Source organism: Alishewanella sp. SMS8 (assembly GCF_030737935.1).
In the GTDB taxonomy this organism is placed as follows: domain Bacteria; phylum Pseudomonadota; class Gammaproteobacteria; order Enterobacterales; family Alteromonadaceae; genus Alishewanella; species Alishewanella maricola.
This window is the reverse complement of sequence record NZ_JAPJEA010000004.1, coordinates 69890-86598: the sequence shown is the minus strand read 5'-3', so window position 1 is coordinate 86598 and position 16709 is coordinate 69890. Positions and strand designations below refer to the sequence as shown.

Here is a 16709-nt window from a genome sequence, read left to right as displayed (position 1 = left end):
CACCTGCCTCAAAAGGTGCGCTTTGCCAAAACGGGCAGGGGTTAGCTGAGTCATCAGTTTTGCTCGGTGTTTCAGCGCCGAAATAACATGACTGAGTTTTAAGAGGGGCAATATGGCGGAAGCGGCGTTAACGGTAAATCATACAACCTTTAGTTTACGGGCATTACAACATGCCTGGCATCCGTTATGGTTTGCCGTATTGATGGCTATAGGAATGACCTTAATGTTAAACGCGCCTTTTTTATCCGCGTTACAAGCCAAAGTGCCAGGCCAATATCTGTTACAAGCATTTTTACTCAGTATGTTGCTGTTACTTAATTTGTTATTACTCGTTTTGTTGAGTGTTAATCGGTTACAAAAGCCTATTTCAATCGCGCTGTTTGCCGTAGGAGCCATCAGTCTTTACTTTATCGATAATTTTGGCATCGTTATCGATAAATCCATGTTACAAAATGCTATCGAAACCGATGCGGCCGAAGCACAAGGGATCTTGTCATTAAACCTGTACTGGCAGGTGATCACTATTATGTTGTTTCCGTTTCTGGCCAGCACCTTGATTAAAATACGGCGATTGCCCCGTATGCAATTGCTTAAGCATTGGCTGCTGTGTTTAGTGTTAATTATGTTGGCTTTAAGCAGTATTGTGGTGGTGGAATATGCACAGCTCGCGCCTTTTTTTCGTAATAATCGTGAAGTTAAACATATGGCATTACCCTTTAGTGCGGTGTCTGCAGCGGTATCCATGGGTAATACCTTGCTGCAACAACAATTTCCAACAGAGTTTACTTTACTAGGGCAAGACGCTGTGCAAGCCCCTTATGTTGGAACAAACAAACCTCGTTTAATCATCATGGTGCTTGGCGAAACCGCGCGGGCTGATCATTTTCAATTAAACGGTTATCAGCGCGCCACTAACCCTAAATTAAGCCAATTACCAGTATTTAGTTTTCAGCAAGTAAGCTCTTGCGGCACAGCAACGGCACATTCGGTACCCTGTATGTTTTCGAATATGGGCAGACAACACTATGACGAACGCATAGCTAAAAACAGCAGTAATGTGTTGGATATTTTGCAACGCAGTGGCGTAGCGGTAACGTGGTTGGATAATAATTCAGGCTGTAAAGGGGTATGTGATCGTGTTGCCACCGAATTGTTGTTTCAAAAGCAACAGTCCGAAGATTGTCAAAATGGGCAGTGCTTAGATAGCATTATATTACCGGCAGTAGATAAGCAAATCGCGCTAGATTTAACCACTGATCGACTGATAGTGGTTCATCAACTGGGAAGCCATGGCCCAGAGTATTTTAAGCGAAGTGCTGAGCAGGATAAGCATTTTTTACCCGAGTGTGGTGATAAGCAATTACAACTGTGCGAACCTAGCAGCATAATCAATGCTTACGATAACAGTATTGTTGCCACAGACCATTTATTAGCCGATTTGATTGACCGCTTACAACAACAAACCGATTTTCAAACGGCGCTATTTTATGTGTCAGATCATGGTGAGTCTTTAGGTGAAAACGGTGTCTATTTGCATGGTTTACCCTATTTTATGGCGCCCGACGCACAAACACATGTGCCACTGATTTGGTGGATGTCGCCCGATTATGTAACTGCGCATACACTTACCGCAACCTGTTTGCGAGATAAAGAAACCGAGCCTTTCAGCCACGATAATGTATTTCATAGCTTGCTAGGTATGTTTAATGTGCAAACTGCGGTGTATCAGCGCAATAAAGATATGTTTCAAAGCTGTGTAAATGAACGCTAAAAGGCGTGTAAACGCACCTCTGCCAGGTTAGCGACCATAATTTGTTGCGCTTCGGGCCTGGCATCTAATTTATGTAAATCCAGATTCAAGGCCTGCACAACATAAGGCACTAAAGCTGAGCGAACCGTGATGATACGTTTACCTGCGATCATATGATAATCTTCGGCGATGATACTTTGCTGATAAGCGCTTAAGCGTGAGTCGGGAATCAGCACGATATCAACGGTATTTTGCCAGCGCAGATCTAGCTCACGGCTCATATTGGCATCACCTTCTATACCGTTAATGCCTCGAAAACGACTGAGTACAAAGTCACGATAATCCCGATTTTTCTCACAATAAGCACGCACATGCCACCGCAGTGGTGTGCATACCAAGGTGTGCGGCGCAATGATGCGGCTTTCTTCATCGGGTGATGATAGCGACACATAACCCATATCAATTTTTTTACTCTCGCGAGCTGCTTGCACCAAAGTACGTAAGATCTCGGGTTTCACCTGACGCAGTGGTGGCGTGAGCATTTCGGTATGCGTAAACCCTAGATCGAGTTGGGTAAAGGTATGCGAAAAATCTTGTGAGCTGGCCAGTGCATGTAAATACTCGTCGGCGAGGCCACGTGTAACTTTCGGGCTAAATTCGGCAGTAGGTTTATAGCCTTTTAACTTACTGTCATACACTAGATTGTTTGGCGCAATTTCACGTAAATAAGTATTAATGTCTTTTGACGCTTGTTGGCGAGCGATACCAAAACTGTTACACAAATGATTAGTCGTGAGCCGACCTTCCCATTGCGCCACAATTTCAATCAGCCGATAACGCATCAGTAATTCCCAACGTAGCGGCCAATTTTCGGTGGGCGCTGATACAGCAATAGCGTTAGATAGCATAAAAGTCCTTTTCAAATGCAGCTGATCTGTTTACAAAACAGACACCACTAAATGGGCCAAGCTAAATGATGCTCGTTTAAAATGGCATGTTATTGCACTAACCCGGTGACAACACTGTCGGTATTTAAATCGAAGTGTTTTAACAAAAAATAATACTGGTAAACAAGATATACTAAATCAGCAAAACACCCTTTGCTGCCTGCATAAATCGCTTTATCCTGACAAGCCCTTCTTTTTGTGTTGGTTTCACGCAGGTTGGCTAAACGAATAAGCGTAAAGCGACAAAAGCTAAGCGTGGCTAGGTACTTGACTTAACCGTTTACCGGCTCATCAAACCGTAGAACATACTGAGGTTAAGGCCTAATACTTTTTTTGCAAGGTAAACGAGATCTGCCTGAAAAAGCGACACTGCATACTTACACAGTATGGTGGCTTTTTTACGTTGCGTTATGCTGTTTGCAGCAAGGATGTACGCCGCTGTTGATTCAGTAGTTAACGCGGCGCGACTGCTAAAAGCAGGTCAGGATGAGCAAGGGATAACGAGGCAGGGATGCCATTTTAGGGAGATAAGTATGTGGTTTGCAGAGTTAACCGGTTTTAAAGAGCAGGGCGCCGCCCAGATCAGACAATTACTGCAGTTAGAGGGTGATTATCTTCGCAGTAAAGTGAATGGTGTTAGCTATAAAGTGGGCTCGTTAATCACGCCAAGTTTAGCGGAGCTACATACCCGTGCTGCGGCTGTGTTAAAACAGCCACAGCAGCCGTTATCACATCTGCAACTGCGCGAGGTGGTGGCAAATGCGCAAGCCTTACATGCCGATCCGAAAAATGCAGGGGCGCTATTTCAAGTCGCATCACAATTTAACTTGTTGGAAATGGTGTCACCGACCATTACCCCAGATAGCGGTATTACTAATTATCAATTTGATAAAACCCAGGGCCCAGCCTGCGCTATGGCCTGTGGTGCTGGGCTGATTTATCGCAACTACTTTGTGCCGGTGCAAGGTGAACTAGGCCAAACGGCTGAGCGCCAGTTAGATATGTTGGAAGATTTTTCTGACGCTTTACTTAGCCATATTAAAACAAGCACGGGGCGCAATGATCAGCCACTTTGGTTGATGAAAAATGGTTACGCATTACCAAATCAGCAACAACTATTACTGATTAATCAGGTGTTAACTACCTGCTCTAGCGCTGAATTGGCGCAGTTACGCGGCAGAATAAAAATCGGCTTGCAACTTGATACCCAAGTTACGCTCAAAGGCTGTTTTCATGCCGTGTCGCAAGCATATTGCTCGGCCATGCCAGTGGCATATAGCCAACACAGTAAAGCGTTATGGCAACCGTTAGCCACCTTGGTATTGCAAGCTGCATACGAGGCAACGCTGGCTGCAGCAGTAGTAAACGCCGCAGCAACGGGTAATAAAACGCTGTATTTAACGCTACTCGGTGGTGGCGCCTTTGGTAACCCGACAAAATGGATTATCCAGGCGATCAGCGCTGCACTAGAGCAATATAAACACAGTGGTTTAACCGTTAATATTGTCAGTTATGGCGCGAGTAAACCTGAGGTGCAAGCGCTGCTGAACGACTATCACGCAGTGCCAACTAACAAAATAGCAGATCCAGCCTAAAGCATGAGCGATAGCATCACCAAAAAGACTTGAGCTGGTTAGCAACGCAAAATGGCCAATTTTTTTAAATACACGGTATGTGCAGCAACAGGCGAGAGATAAAAATGTTGTCTGCAGAGCGGTGCGTTTCGTCACGGCACGGCGATAAGACCGGGTCTTTAGGATCCTCGCTTGCCAAAACAGCGTGTTAGCAGTTAACGTATACGGCATCATTGCTTTGTAATGCATGAGTTACAAGGCGTAATCAGTATATCGAGACGGTAATGAATAACAATAAATGGCCACTTTTGCTGCTGAGCATGATCATTTCTGGCTGTTCTGGCATGAACAAATCGCAATGTATTACGGCAGATTGGCGCACCATTGGTTTTGAAGATGGCGTTAATGGTAAAGCAGAAAACGCCATTGCCACTTACCGGCAAGAGTGTGCAGAGCACGGTGTCACACCGCAACTGGAAGCGTATCGGCTGGGTCATCGTGAAGGTTCAGAGCGTTATTGCACTACGCGTAACGGTTTTATTGTAGGCAAACGCGGCAGTCATTATCAAAATAGCTGTATGCCCGACTTAGAAAAGGGCTTTTTGCTCGGTTATCGCGATGGTAAAACCGTGTTTGAATTGCAGCGAGCGTTAAATTCAGCGCGTTCGAGCCTTGATAAACAACGTCGTGTTATTGCGAATTTACAGCAGGAAATCGTCGATAAAACCGAATTATTGGTAGCCGATGGCTTAACGCGCGATGACCGAGTACAGTTATTAAATGAAATTGAGCTGCATAAATATGAAATTAATGAAGCGCTTAATGCGTTGCCGGGGTTAGAAGAACAAGCCTATAGCGCAGAGCAAGCCTATATCCAAGCTGAGCAGCGTGTTAAAAACCATTTATAGCCAAGTATTTGAAAAACTTGGGTTTTTTATTATCCCGCCATGCTTCTCTGCTAAACAAACCGTTTAGCGTTATTGCCTCAGATAACAGGCGTAAAACGGTTGGGTTTTATTCACTAAAGCCTGCTGATTTAATTAACATAAAACGTATTTATTAGCACGTTGAACGGTTTTCACTTGTAGATTTTTAGCGGTTACGTTTCAATCAAGATTGTCGTGATTCAGCTAAAGGTCGATCTTATGTTGCTACGTTATTTTCTCTACTTCATCTTGTGCTGTTGTTTTGGCGCTTTTGCCGATACCCGAGGCATGCAACCAGAAGACTACTATCGTTTTGTGTTTGTGGCAGAGCCGCAATTAGCGCCCAACGGCAAGCAGGTAGCCTTTGTACACACCACCATTGCGGCCGATAAACGTGAGCGGTTAAGTAACCTCTGGCTGGTGGCGACCGATGGCAAAAGCCCGCCACGGCAACTGAGTTTTAGTAACGCCGATAGCAGCCCAGTGTGGTCTCCTGATGGCAGCATGTTGGCCTTTATCTCTGGTCGTGAAGTGGGGCAACAGCTGTATATCCTACCCATGGCGGGTGGCGAAGCCCGAGCGATAACCGCATTAAAACAAGCTGGCATTCGGGATGTTAAGTGGTCACCTGATGGCCAACAGCTGCTATTGACATTATCTGTGGATCCAACTGTTACGGATCCCAGCACAGAAAAAAGCAAAAGTGACCAAGCTCAAGCCGATGTGGTGGTGATTACGGATGCACTGTATAAACGCAATGGCGGTGGCTATTTAAATGAACGCCGCTCTGGCTTATGGTTATTGGATCTGAACAGCGAAAAACTGACAAAACTCACCGGTGACACACGTTGGCATGATCATTCAGCAGCATTTTCACCTGATGGCAAACAGATTGTATTTGCTTCAGATCGCAGTGCTGATGCGCTGGAAGGCAGCATGCAGCAGGGGTTATATCTTTATCAATTAAGCGATGGCTCTACCAAGCAACTGACTACCTTGCCTGGTTATGCCAGCGCGCCGCAGTGGTCACCCGATGGCCGTCGACTGCTCTATCAATATCAAGCCGATTACTTTACGCCAGAGCAGTTAGTGTTGCTGACTTTACGCGATGGCACTAACAAGCAGGTGGCAGTTGATTGGGATCGTAATGCTAATAGCATGCAGTGGCTTAATAATGATCGTATTTTACTCAGTGCGGATCACTTAGGCGCTCGGCCTCTTTTTGAACTCAACTTACGGCGTGATAAAACGCAAATTCGCTTAAGCGAACAAGGTAGTGCTTCAAATGTGAGCCTTTCCGCCAATGGCAAACAGCTAAGCTACCTGTGGCAAGATGCGCTAAACCTGCCCGAAATTTGGTTTCAAACAGAGAGCAATGCGCCGCGCCAATTAACCCAGTTTAATCAAGCGTTATTGGCCGAGTTAACACTACAGCCACTAGAGTCGTTTTGGTTTGAACATGAGCAGGGCAAAAGTCAGGGCTTTTTCATTAAACCGCTTGGTTGGCAAGCCGGGCAGTCGTATCCACTGGTATTGAATATAAAAGGTGGCCCCGGTGGCATGTGGGGTGACGAATGGTTTCATGAGTTTCAGATGATGGCCGCCAGGGGGTACGCCGTGGTCTTTACCAATTATCGTGGCAGTACCGGCTATGGTTTTGCCCATCAACATGCGGTGCATGCCGATTACGGCGGTGTAGATTATCGCGATAATATGGCGGTGCTGGATACGGTATTACAGCAACATGACTGGCTTGATGCAACACGCTTGTTTATCACCGGCGGCAGCCATGGCGGCTTTTTAACCAACTGGATCACTACGCAAACCAGCCGTTTTAAAGCGGCGGTCACCCAGCGTAGTGTCAGTAACTGGATCTCTGAAGCGGGTACTCAGCAATTTCCACCCAATTCAATGCGTCGTGAATTTGCCGGTAGCATTTGGGAAAACTATGACTTGTATTGGGATCGCTCGCCGTTAAAGCATGCCGATAAAGTCACGACACCCACCTTGATTATTCACAGCACCGCCGATCACATAACGCCAATTGGTCAAGGCGAAGAGTGGTTTTATGCGTTAAAAGCCAACCAGGTTCCGGTTGAAATGGTGGTGTTTAAAGATGAGAACCACAGTTTGTCTCGAAGCGGTACACCGGTTAATTTGGTCGAGCGTTTAAAGCGCATTTTAGACTGGTTTGAGCGTTATCATCAGCCAACCAAAGCCTAAAACAAAGCGATGATCTGATGCAGGTTGCGCTGTTCTAAACGCCGTAACCTGCCGTTATTGCTCAAGGCATAATCACTGAAAAGCTCATTGTTATTAAGCATGACAACAAACAGCGGTTTTCATGAGCTAATTCATCGAAATAGCCAGGTGCGACAAAAGCGATTTCACCGTTAACTATCGGTTAAATACTCAGTTTTATCGCTAAAAAGTACGCAAGCCATGACGGGTATGATAATTAAATATTCATAACCCCGTTAAGCCAGTACTGACGTTGGTAACATGTTTATTGAAAATTTTAGGAGCCATATGAAAAAGTCTCTACTTTACTGCGCAGTCGCGCTCTTTAGTTTTAGTGCCGCGGCAGTCACACCACAGCCCTTTTTAAATACGCAGGTGCAATTCAGTCAAAGCCAGCAGCAGGCTGACATCTTAGTGCTTTTGGTGCCTGAAAATACCACTGATCTGGCGATAACTAAGTGGAGCAGTGCCACTCGCGCGCACATCAACCGCGCCATGCAAGTGGCCGAGTTTACCGGTAAAAGTGGCAGTAAACTGGAAGTCGTTGCACCCGTTGGCTTAGATGTTGGCCGAGTAGTGTTACTCGGTGTGGGTAACCCCGCAGAGTTAAGTCGGGCAAAAGCCGAAGAGTTGGGTGCGACGCTAGGAGTGCATGTTAACAGCACCTCGGCTAAACGGGTGCAAGTCAATAGCCAGTTGATCAGCGATACCGCCCTGAATACCCACATCAGTACTGCTTTAGCCCATGGTATGGAGCTGCGTAATTACCGCTTTGATCGCTTCAAATCGAAACCGGATGCACGGCCTGTGCAACAATATACTTTGCAAGTCACTGATGTTAAAGCCAGCCAAGCACAATACCAGCAACTGCATGCGCTAGCACAAGGCGTATTTACCGCGCGGGAACTGACCAATTTACCGGGTAGTAGCGGTTATCCTGAAGCCTTTGCTAATTATGCCAAACAGGTATTAGAGCCACTGGGTGTTAAGGTGACTATCTTAGGGCCAGAGCAAATCAAGGCGTTAGGCATGGGTTCGCTGTATGGTGTCAGCCAAGGTAGCGATAAAAAATCACATTTATTAATTGCGCATTGGCAAGGCGCCGACGGGCAACCCGTTGCCTTAGTGGGTAAAGGCAATACCTTCGACTCTGGCGGTTATAACTTAAAAACCTCATCCTCTTCTATTATTCGTATGCATACCGATAAAGCCGGTGCGGCCGCTGTTGTTGGCGCAGTACAAGCGTTAGCAGGGCAAAAAGCGGCGGTGAATGTGGTGGCGGTAGCACCACTGTCTACTAACATTATTTCGCGTGATGCGCAGCTGCCGGGTGATGTGGTTACCGCCGGTGATGGCAGTACCATTGAAATTGGTAGCACCGATGCTGAGGGCCGTTTAATTTTAGCCGATGGCATCTGGTATGCGCGTGAGCATTTAAAGGCGCGGGCAATTGTTGATGTGGCTACCTTAACCGGGGCCAAAGTGGGCGCTTTAGGCACGGTTTATTCGGCCGTGTTTACCGAAAACGCGACCCTTGAACAAACGCTACGCGAGGCAGGCGAAAAAGTGCAAGAGCGTGTATGGCCATTACCTCTTGACGGTTATGACGGCATTATTAAAAGCCGTATTGCCGATAGGATCAATACCGGCTCACCCGGTGCGCAAGCGGGTGCCATCTTCCTACAACACTTTGCCGCTGATACGCCATGGGCACACGTTGATATGGCTGGCGATGCCTTTAATAGCAGCGCGAAAGGCATTCATCCAGAAGGCAGTAATGGCTATGGTGTTCGTTTATTAACAGAGTGGGTTAAGTTGTATCAGCAACAGAGCAACTAACATGCTTGCCAATAGCACAGTGTGAAGTATTGCAAGGGCTAGGGAAAACTCTGGCCTTTTTTAATTTTTAAATAGCGGCGCGACTTATCTTGTCGAGGTGATACTTTACATTGTGTTTAAACTATGACTGGCTAGGGGTAAAGGACAAGTGCAAAACAATCAACAAAAAATTGTGGTGATCAGCGGCGCGGGCATCAGCGCCGAAAGTGGCCTGGCAACCTTTCGTGATCCCGAAGGGTTGTGGCAGCAATACTCGCTGGAAGATCTGGCAACGCCGCAAGCCTTTGCACGCAATCCTGAATTGGTACACCACTTTTACAATGCCAGGCGCAGGCAAGCGGCACAGGCAGAGCCAAATGCCGCGCATTTGGCTATTGCTAAATTGGAACAGGCTTATCAAGTGGTGGTGATCACACAAAATGTGGATGATTTGCACGAGCGGGCTGGTTCAAGCCAGGTACTGCACTTACATGGCAAATTATCAGAAGCCCGCAGTAGCCGCGATCCACAACTAATACAAGAGATTGGCAGCCAGGCGCTTAACCTAGGTGATCTCGCCGCTGATGGCTCACCGCTTAGACCTAACATTGTTTGGTTTGGTGAAGAAGTTACCGCTATGGCATCGGCTATGACAGAAGTGGCCAGTGCCGATAAAATTTTGGTGGTAGGTACCTCATTGCAAGTGTACCCGGCAGCCTCATTGTTGTTTTATGCCAGAGAGGATGCTGAAAAAGTGCTGATTAACCTGGATATTGCTGATATTGAAACGGGCTATCAATTTATTCAAGGTAAGGCAGCAACTCAGGTGCCCGCGTTAGTGGCGGCATGGGGCTGTTGACACAGTTAATCATAAATTGTGGCAGTGTCGGTTCATTTCAGCCAGCGGTTTAGTGATAAGCAGCCGGCTTATAAAAGTCGTGCTAGCTCTGACCATGTTTTTCTTTTGAACACCAGCAAGAATGCATTCGCACAAAGGCAAAGCTCTCTATCTTGTGTTATGTGAATAATTTTCTTCAATCGGTGAGTTTTTGTGCCGTATCAAAATGCTATCTTTTAATTTTCAATGCTTTTACCAGACGAAAATCCTATGATTAAGGCACTGATACTATTTGTTTTTTACTAAGCCATTTTGCCAAAGCAACAACAGCCCGTGTTAAGACTGACGCAATTTGTTTGCGAGCCGTTACAGTAAAATCGAGCCTTTAACTATCTAGCCTTTCGTTTAGATCAAGAAGGCATTTTGCTGAGTATGTAGCAAAATGATTTGCTTAGTTCGTTAGCATATGTGTTTTTTTGCATCGTAAAATGGGTGAGCTCTATCTATTGGCTGATTGATTAAAAGTGAGGAAGAACATCGAAGTTTTACTCAATACGTATCTAAGTAATTTAGTGGGAGTTAATGTACTAAAATATTGACAAGCTATTCTAAAGTCTTATCCTTAAAGACAGATAAGACAGTTTCGGAGTTTTAAATGGTGACATCAGCGATAAACACTGTAGATAAGCCTGATGGCTTATATGAGTTATTGTTAAAAATCGCACTTCGATATATCAACGTACCGCTCACAGAAGCTCATAGCACCATTAATCTCACCCTGGCTGAAATGGGGCAATTTGTAAATGCTGATCGAGTGTATATTTTTGATTATGACTTTGAAAATAATACTTGCTCGAACACCTACGAATGGTGTTCCAAAGGTATTACACCAGAAATTGCCCACTTACAACAAACACCGATCGATGCAATTCCTCAATGGGTAGCTGCCCATAAGAATGGTCAAGAAATGTATATCGCAGATGTACCAGGTTTAGCCGATGACGAACCTATTAAAGCCATATTATTTCCGCAGGGAATTAAGAGCATTATTACGTTGCCAATGTTAAATGAAGGCGAGTTGTTAGGTTTTGTTGGGTTCGATTCGGTTAATGCCTATCATCACTACAGTGAGCAAGAGCGTACCTTATTAGCCGTTTTTGCACAGATGCTGGTCAATATTAAGGCTAGAGTTCGCTCTATTGCACTGTTATCTGCGGCCAAAGAAAAGGCAGAGCAAGCTACCCGGGTGAAAAGTGATTTTGTTGCTAATATGAGTCATGAATTAAGAACCCCTCTTAATGCCATTATGGGGTTTGCCGATTTGTTGGCTTTTAGTGAGCTTAACGAGACCCAAAGCAGCTATTTAGAAAAAATTACCCAATCATCAGAATTATTATTAAATCTGATCAATGACATACTCGACTTTTCCAAGGTAGAAGCCGGTAAGCTGCGTTTACAGCCTAAACCAGCCAACTTAGGTATTATTAGTCAGCAATTATACAATTTATTTTCTCATGTAGCAGAAGACAAAGGCTTAGCTTTTAACATTGAATTGGATCCTTTGCTGCCAGAAACATTATATTTAGATCCGCTCCGTTTAACGCAAATTCTTACTAATCTGTTGAGTAATGCTGTTAAATTTACAGAAAAAGGCAGTGTAAAACTAACTATTGGCTACTTCGGGCAACGTCAGAACGCCCATGTATTAAGGTTTCAGGTTAAAGATACAGGGATCGGTATACATCAATCTCATCTAGCCACACTTTGTCATGCTTTTACTCAAGCCGATACCTCCATTACCCGACGCTATGGTGGCACCGGATTGGGTTTAGCCATCACGAGTAAATTGTTAGAGCAAATGCATAGCGAGCTTGATATTTTGTCTCAGTTGGGTGCTGGCAGTAATTTTAGCTTTGAACTGGTAGTAGCCGGTGTAACTGTTTTAGAGCAAACTGAACCGGATGTTAAAACTGAACAAATAGAATCACAAACCGAGATGTACATGAAACACATTTTGGTAGCGGAAGATAATAGCACCAATCGACTGGTAATCAGCAAAATGCTTGCTAAGTTAGGTGTGCAAGTTACTTTAGCTGAAGATGGCTTACAAGCAGTAACTAAAGCTAAAAAGCAGCATTTTGATCTAGTTCTAATGGATTTACAAATGCCTGTCATGGATGGCTTTGCTGCGACTCGCGCGTTAAAGACCGCATTTCCTAAACTACCTGTTATCGCACTGTCTGCTGCCGTATTAGATAACGATAAGGCTGAGGCAAAAGCTGCAGGGGTCGATGCACATTTAGCTAAACCTATATCACTTGCCACTTTATCATCGGCTTTACAGTATTGGTTGGCCAAAAGCGCTGAATAATAAATCTACAACTTGACAGGGTAAGATTTCAAAGCCATTATGGGACATATAAGACAAAAGGGTCAGAGGGGTCGAGGGTGAATGCCGTGACTTGTTACCTTCTCAGATGATTCTGCCTTATCCCTTAAATTGATAGCGTGGGCGAGTTTTTCCGGAACATTACGCTGCAATGTTCCGTGAAGCAACCAATGGTAATGAGGCTTTAACGGCCGTGATGTTGATAGAACAGATGTGCTTTTTTGTTTTGTAAATGCCTGATATAGATAGCTATCAAGTATTGAAAACACCGAGAGAGCATTATATCAAAACTATTGTAATTGTTATCAGCGCGGATCTTCAGCTAAAAGCAACGTCACTCGATATTACGTTAGGTTCTTTTCGTTTTCCCGTCAGTGTCAAGTTTGAATTGTGAGCGATAATGTGCTGTTGACAAAGCTAAAGGAGCCGAAATAATGGCCGAATTTGAGCTAATTACACATAAACATTCTGTTCTGATTGCAAAGCTACTGGCAAACCGAGAGCAGAATATTCCTCGCTATTTACGTATTCTTCGTTTAGCGCAAGCGCTATTTAATACTCCTTTCATATCGCTTTCCCTTGTGCATGACGAGATTTTTTACCGCTTTGCTGAACTTGGCCAATCTGCCTTTTCTAAAGCGCAAATTGCAAGGTTATGTGCTGCAACGCTTAATGAAAAAGCGGTTTTCGTTCTTACAGAGCCCCAAAATATTACTAGGCCCGTTAAAGTATCTTCTGATATGCATGAGATGAGTATGCATTGTTATGCTGGCGTGCCGATTTGTGTTCAGGGACAACATACCTTGGGTATCCTGTATCTTATTGATCATCAGCCAAGAGTTTTTTCTGATGAAGCCAAGGCACAATTGGTCGATCTTGCTGATATTCTTGCAGAAGAATTCGCTTCAGACTTAATTAGTGAGCAAATCCATAAAATCAATAAAGTTCAGATGGTTAGTGAAAGTATTGCGCGCGTGCAATCCGACTTTATTCTCGAAGATGATAGAAAAGCAGCTTTTGCTCGTGTATTAAACGATATCTTACAGATCACCGATAGCGGATACGGTTTTGTTGGAGAGGTGCTCTACGATGAGCAGGGTGCACCTTACCTTAAAACTTTTGCGCTAACCAACATCGCTTGGGATGAAGCAAGCCAAAGATTTTATGATGAACATGCCCCTGTAGGGCTGGAATTTAGAAATTTACAGTCAATATTTGGTTATACGCTACGCACAAAACAAGTGATGATTACCAATGATCCAACAACAAATCCTCATTCTTGCGGTATACCCAAAGGACATCCGCCACTGAATTGCTATCTTGGGCTTCCTATTTTTTTCGATAATCAGCTTATTGCGATGATAGGATTGGCAAATAAAGTTGGTGGCTATCATGAAGAAGACGTTGAATTTTTACGTCCGTTTCTTACTACTATTGGTCAACTTGTTTATGCCACCCGAATTAAACGCCAACAACAACAGGTTAAACAACAACTGAAAAATATTGTAGAAGCCTCTGAGATTGGGACCTGGACATTAGATTTGGAAACGGAGTTACTCGAAGTCAATCCAAGGTGGTTGGAGATGTTAGGTTATCAACCAAACGAGTTGCCCCAAGTAACGTTGTCGTGGATGCGTAATAATATGCATCAAGATGATTTACTCGCTTCACGCGAAAGTGTTCGTTTGCATTTAGAGGGCATTAAAGATTTTTACGAGAGCCAGTTTAGGATCCGCCATAAAAAAGGATATTGGGTATGGATCCAAGCACGTGGACGTATTATGGTTGATTCAGACCAAAGCACTAAGTTCTCTAAACTTTATGGTATTAATATCGATATTACGCGAGAGAAATTATTACAAAATCAATTAAGTCATTTGGCAGAGCACGTGCCGGGTATGGTGTATCAATTTAAGCTAAAACCCGATCAAAGCAGTTCATTTCCCTATGTGGGTCCTGCCGTCGAAAAATTACTCGGCTTTACTGCTGATCAACTTGCGACAGAAGGCGCTTTGGTTTACTCAAAGGTACATCCTGAAGACCTTAAAGTTTTTTATGAATCTTTACAGCATTCTGCTGCTACATTACAACAGTGGAGTCTGCGATTTAGAATTTCTGCAAAAGGTGCGAAGTATCGTTGGCTTGCAGGACAATCCAGTCCAGAAATACAAGATGATGGCGCTATCATTTGGCATGGTTATATTCAGGATGTCACAGAAGAAACGGAGATGCAGCTCGCTCTCGAAGCCGCAAAAGCTCAAGCCGAACTCGCTGTTGCTACTAAATCCAGTTTTTTGGCCAACATGAGTCATGAAATTCGAACACCGATGAATGGTGTAATTGGTATGTTAGATATTCTGGCAGAAAATAATACTGACGCAAAACAGACCGAAAGTATCAGCTTGATGCGCGAATCTGCGTATTCGTTACTGACAATCATTGATGATATTCTCGATTTTTCTAAACTTGAAGCAGGTAAATTAAACATTGCTAAAGAGCCTTTAATGCTCGAACCGGTGATAGAGCAAATATGCAATATGCTCGATTACTTGGCATTAAAAAGTAACGTTGAACTGACCTGTTATGTTGATCCTGCCATAGACACCCAAATTATGTTTGATCCCAATCGTGTGCGGCAGATACTGGTTAATTTATTAAGCAATGCGATTAAATTTTCCAGCAAGCTCGATCGAACTGGCCAAGTTAGACTCGCCGTGACGTTAGCAGATAAACAACAAGATCAAGCGTTAATTGATTTTAGTATTACCGATAATGGTATTGGCATGGCGTCTGATGTTGTTGAAAAACTCTTCCAGCCCTTTACTCAAGCTGACGATTCTACCAGCCGAAAATATGGCGGAACTGGCTTGGGATTAGCTATCACTCATCAATTAGTGCAACTAATGCAGGGAATCATCACTGCTGAATCCACGCCTAGTATAGGGAGTACTTTTAAAGTCAGCTTACCTGTAGAAATGTGTAGTAATAAAGATTTGTCACGAACAAAACTCTTAAACGCGATAGAAGTAGTCATTTTAGGTGAGAGCAAGCAACAGCAGCTTGTTGATTATGCTAGCTATCTAACCGCTGCAGGTGCAACAATAAGTTGGATGCCAATTACTAAACTGACGGTAGATTGGTTAACTAAGTTAGAGCATCGAGTAGTTTGGCTATTTGACAGTGTATACAGTCAAGGTGATTCTTTAGTACTAATCGACAAAATAAAGCAGTATTGTGAAGAAAACAGTCGTTTTGTTGTTCTCGACCGAGGGCGCAGAAGAAAAACTCGGCGCACTGGCCCTGATTCGGTCAAAGTTGATGTTAATGTATTACAACGTAGTCAGTTAATACAAGCTGTTCACGCTGCTTTTCATGATGCTGACTTAGCGCAAGACGTCGAACAAATTCATCAACCGGTTTTTACCCAACAACACTCTCGCATACTTGTACTTGAAGACAACTCAACCAACCAAAAGGTTATTAAACAACAATTACAGCGATTAGGTTATAACGTGGTTGTGGCAGAAGATGGTCTCACAGGTTTGCGTTGTTTAGAAAAACAACAATTTGATCTCATTTTAAGTGACTTACACATGCCGAATATGGATGGTTATCAATTTGTTAAAAAATTTCGTCAGCAAGAGTTAGAGCAGGGGCGCACCAGAATTCCGGTTATTGCCTTGACAGCAAATATCGTCCCCGAAGAGTTGTTGCGTTGTAAAGACGAGGGCATGGATGACTACTTAGTTAAACCTTTGCCCTCAGATCAATTAAAAGCCACTTTAGATACTTGGTTAAATTCAAAAAGTGAAAAAAATAGTATGGTTTCTAAGCTACAAACTCAAACTACTGAGCCCCATGTACTCAACACCAACACGATAGATTTTGATATTAGCGTATTGGCAGAAACGGTTGGTGAAGAGTCGGTAACAGAAATTTTGCAAGATTACGCCTGCTCTCTTGATAACGCCATAGCGAAGCTTGAACAAGCTATGATAGTAAAAGATTTTGCTACTGCTTCTGCTGAGGCACATAAACTGAAATCATCAAGTCGTTTTGTTGGCGCAACAGAATTAGGCGACGCTTTTGCTAACTTTGAACAGGCCAGCAAGGCTGTCGCCTCGAATAATCTTAACCATAAAGAGCAGGTTAACGACATCTACTATACTTTAATTGCAACTGCCGCTGTTGTCATGGAGCAATTGAACAATTATCTAAAATAATAA

The 16709-nt window shown here is 43.9% G+C and carries 9 protein-coding genes; 8 read left to right on the top strand and 1 reads right to left on the bottom strand.

What is annotated here, in order from left to right:
• The first annotated feature begins 112 nt into the window (after positions 1–112).
• Complete coding sequence (locus ORJ01_RS13345; RefSeq protein ID WP_306178455.1) at positions 113–1771, top strand: phosphoethanolamine transferase; 1659 nt, start codon at positions 113–115, stop codon at positions 1769–1771.
• Here ORJ01_RS13345 and ORJ01_RS13340 read toward each other — a convergent pair.
• Positions 1768–2658 carry a WYL domain-containing protein gene (locus ORJ01_RS13340; RefSeq protein WP_306178454.1) on the bottom strand — a complete coding sequence of 297 codons (891 nt, stop codon included), beginning with the start codon at positions 2656–2658 and terminating at the stop codon, positions 1768–1770. The genes ORJ01_RS13345 and ORJ01_RS13340 overlap by 4 nt on opposite strands.
• A gap of 572 nt (positions 2659–3230) precedes the next feature.
• Between ORJ01_RS13340 and ORJ01_RS13335 the strand changes: the two genes are divergently transcribed.
• The 7 genes from ORJ01_RS13335 to ORJ01_RS13305 all read left to right on the top strand — a co-directional run bounded on the left by ORJ01_RS13335 (position 3231) and on the right by ORJ01_RS13305 (position 16706).
• Positions 3231–4292, top strand: a complete 1062-nt coding sequence (locus ORJ01_RS13335) for a hypothetical protein (RefSeq protein WP_306178453.1) — start codon at positions 3231–3233, stop codon at positions 4290–4292.
• 263 nt (positions 4293–4555) lie between these two features.
• Positions 4556–5179: a DUF2799 domain-containing protein gene (locus ORJ01_RS13330; RefSeq protein ID WP_306178452.1), complete on the top strand. Its 624-nt coding sequence runs from the start codon at positions 4556–4558 to the stop codon at positions 5177–5179.
• 237 nt (positions 5180–5416) lie between these two features.
• Positions 5417–7420: a S9 family peptidase gene (locus ORJ01_RS13325; protein WP_306178451.1), complete on the top strand. Its 2004-nt coding sequence runs from the start codon at positions 5417–5419 to the stop codon at positions 7418–7420.
• 306 nt (positions 7421–7726) lie between these two features.
• Positions 7727–9277, top strand: a complete 1551-nt coding sequence (locus ORJ01_RS13320) for a M17 family metallopeptidase (protein ID WP_306178450.1) — start codon at positions 7727–7729, stop codon at positions 9275–9277.
• A 148-nt stretch (positions 9278–9425) separates the two neighbouring features.
• Positions 9426–10115 (top strand): NAD-dependent deacylase, encoded by a 690-nt coding sequence (locus ORJ01_RS13315; RefSeq protein WP_306178448.1) that lies wholly within the window; start codon positions 9426–9428, stop codon positions 10113–10115.
• 634 nt (positions 10116–10749) lie between these two features.
• Positions 10750–12465 (top strand): response regulator, encoded by a 1716-nt coding sequence (locus tag ORJ01_RS13310; RefSeq protein WP_306178447.1) that lies wholly within the window; start codon positions 10750–10752, stop codon positions 12463–12465.
• A gap of 452 nt (positions 12466–12917) precedes the next feature.
• The gene (locus ORJ01_RS13305; protein WP_306178445.1) at positions 12918–16706 is read left to right on the top strand and encodes a PAS domain-containing protein; all 3789 of its coding nucleotides are present in this window, start codon (positions 12918–12920) and stop codon (positions 16704–16706) included.
• Positions 16707–16709 lie beyond the last annotated feature (3 nt).

Bases quoted from the DNA above. Each gene is read 5' to 3' on its own strand.
- ORJ01_RS13345 (WP_306178455.1), top strand. From the start codon at position 113: ATGGCGGAAGCGGCGTTAACGGTAAATCATACAACCTTTAGTTTACGG.
- ORJ01_RS13340 (WP_306178454.1), bottom strand. From the start codon at position 2,658: ATGCTATCTAACGCTATTGCTGTATCAGCGCCCACCGAAAATTGGCCG.
- ORJ01_RS13335 (WP_306178453.1), top strand. From the start codon at position 3,231: ATGTGGTTTGCAGAGTTAACCGGTTTTAAAGAGCAGGGCGCCGCCCAG.
- ORJ01_RS13330 (WP_306178452.1), top strand. From the start codon at position 4,556: ATGAATAACAATAAATGGCCACTTTTGCTGCTGAGCATGATCATTTCT.
- ORJ01_RS13325 (WP_306178451.1), top strand. From the start codon at position 5,417: ATGTTGCTACGTTATTTTCTCTACTTCATCTTGTGCTGTTGTTTTGGC.
- ORJ01_RS13320 (WP_306178450.1), top strand. From the start codon at position 7,727: ATGAAAAAGTCTCTACTTTACTGCGCAGTCGCGCTCTTTAGTTTTAGT.
- ORJ01_RS13310 (WP_306178447.1), top strand. From the start codon at position 10,750: ATGGTGACATCAGCGATAAACACTGTAGATAAGCCTGATGGCTTATAT.
- ORJ01_RS13305 (WP_306178445.1), top strand. From the start codon at position 12,918: ATGGCCGAATTTGAGCTAATTACACATAAACATTCTGTTCTGATTGCA.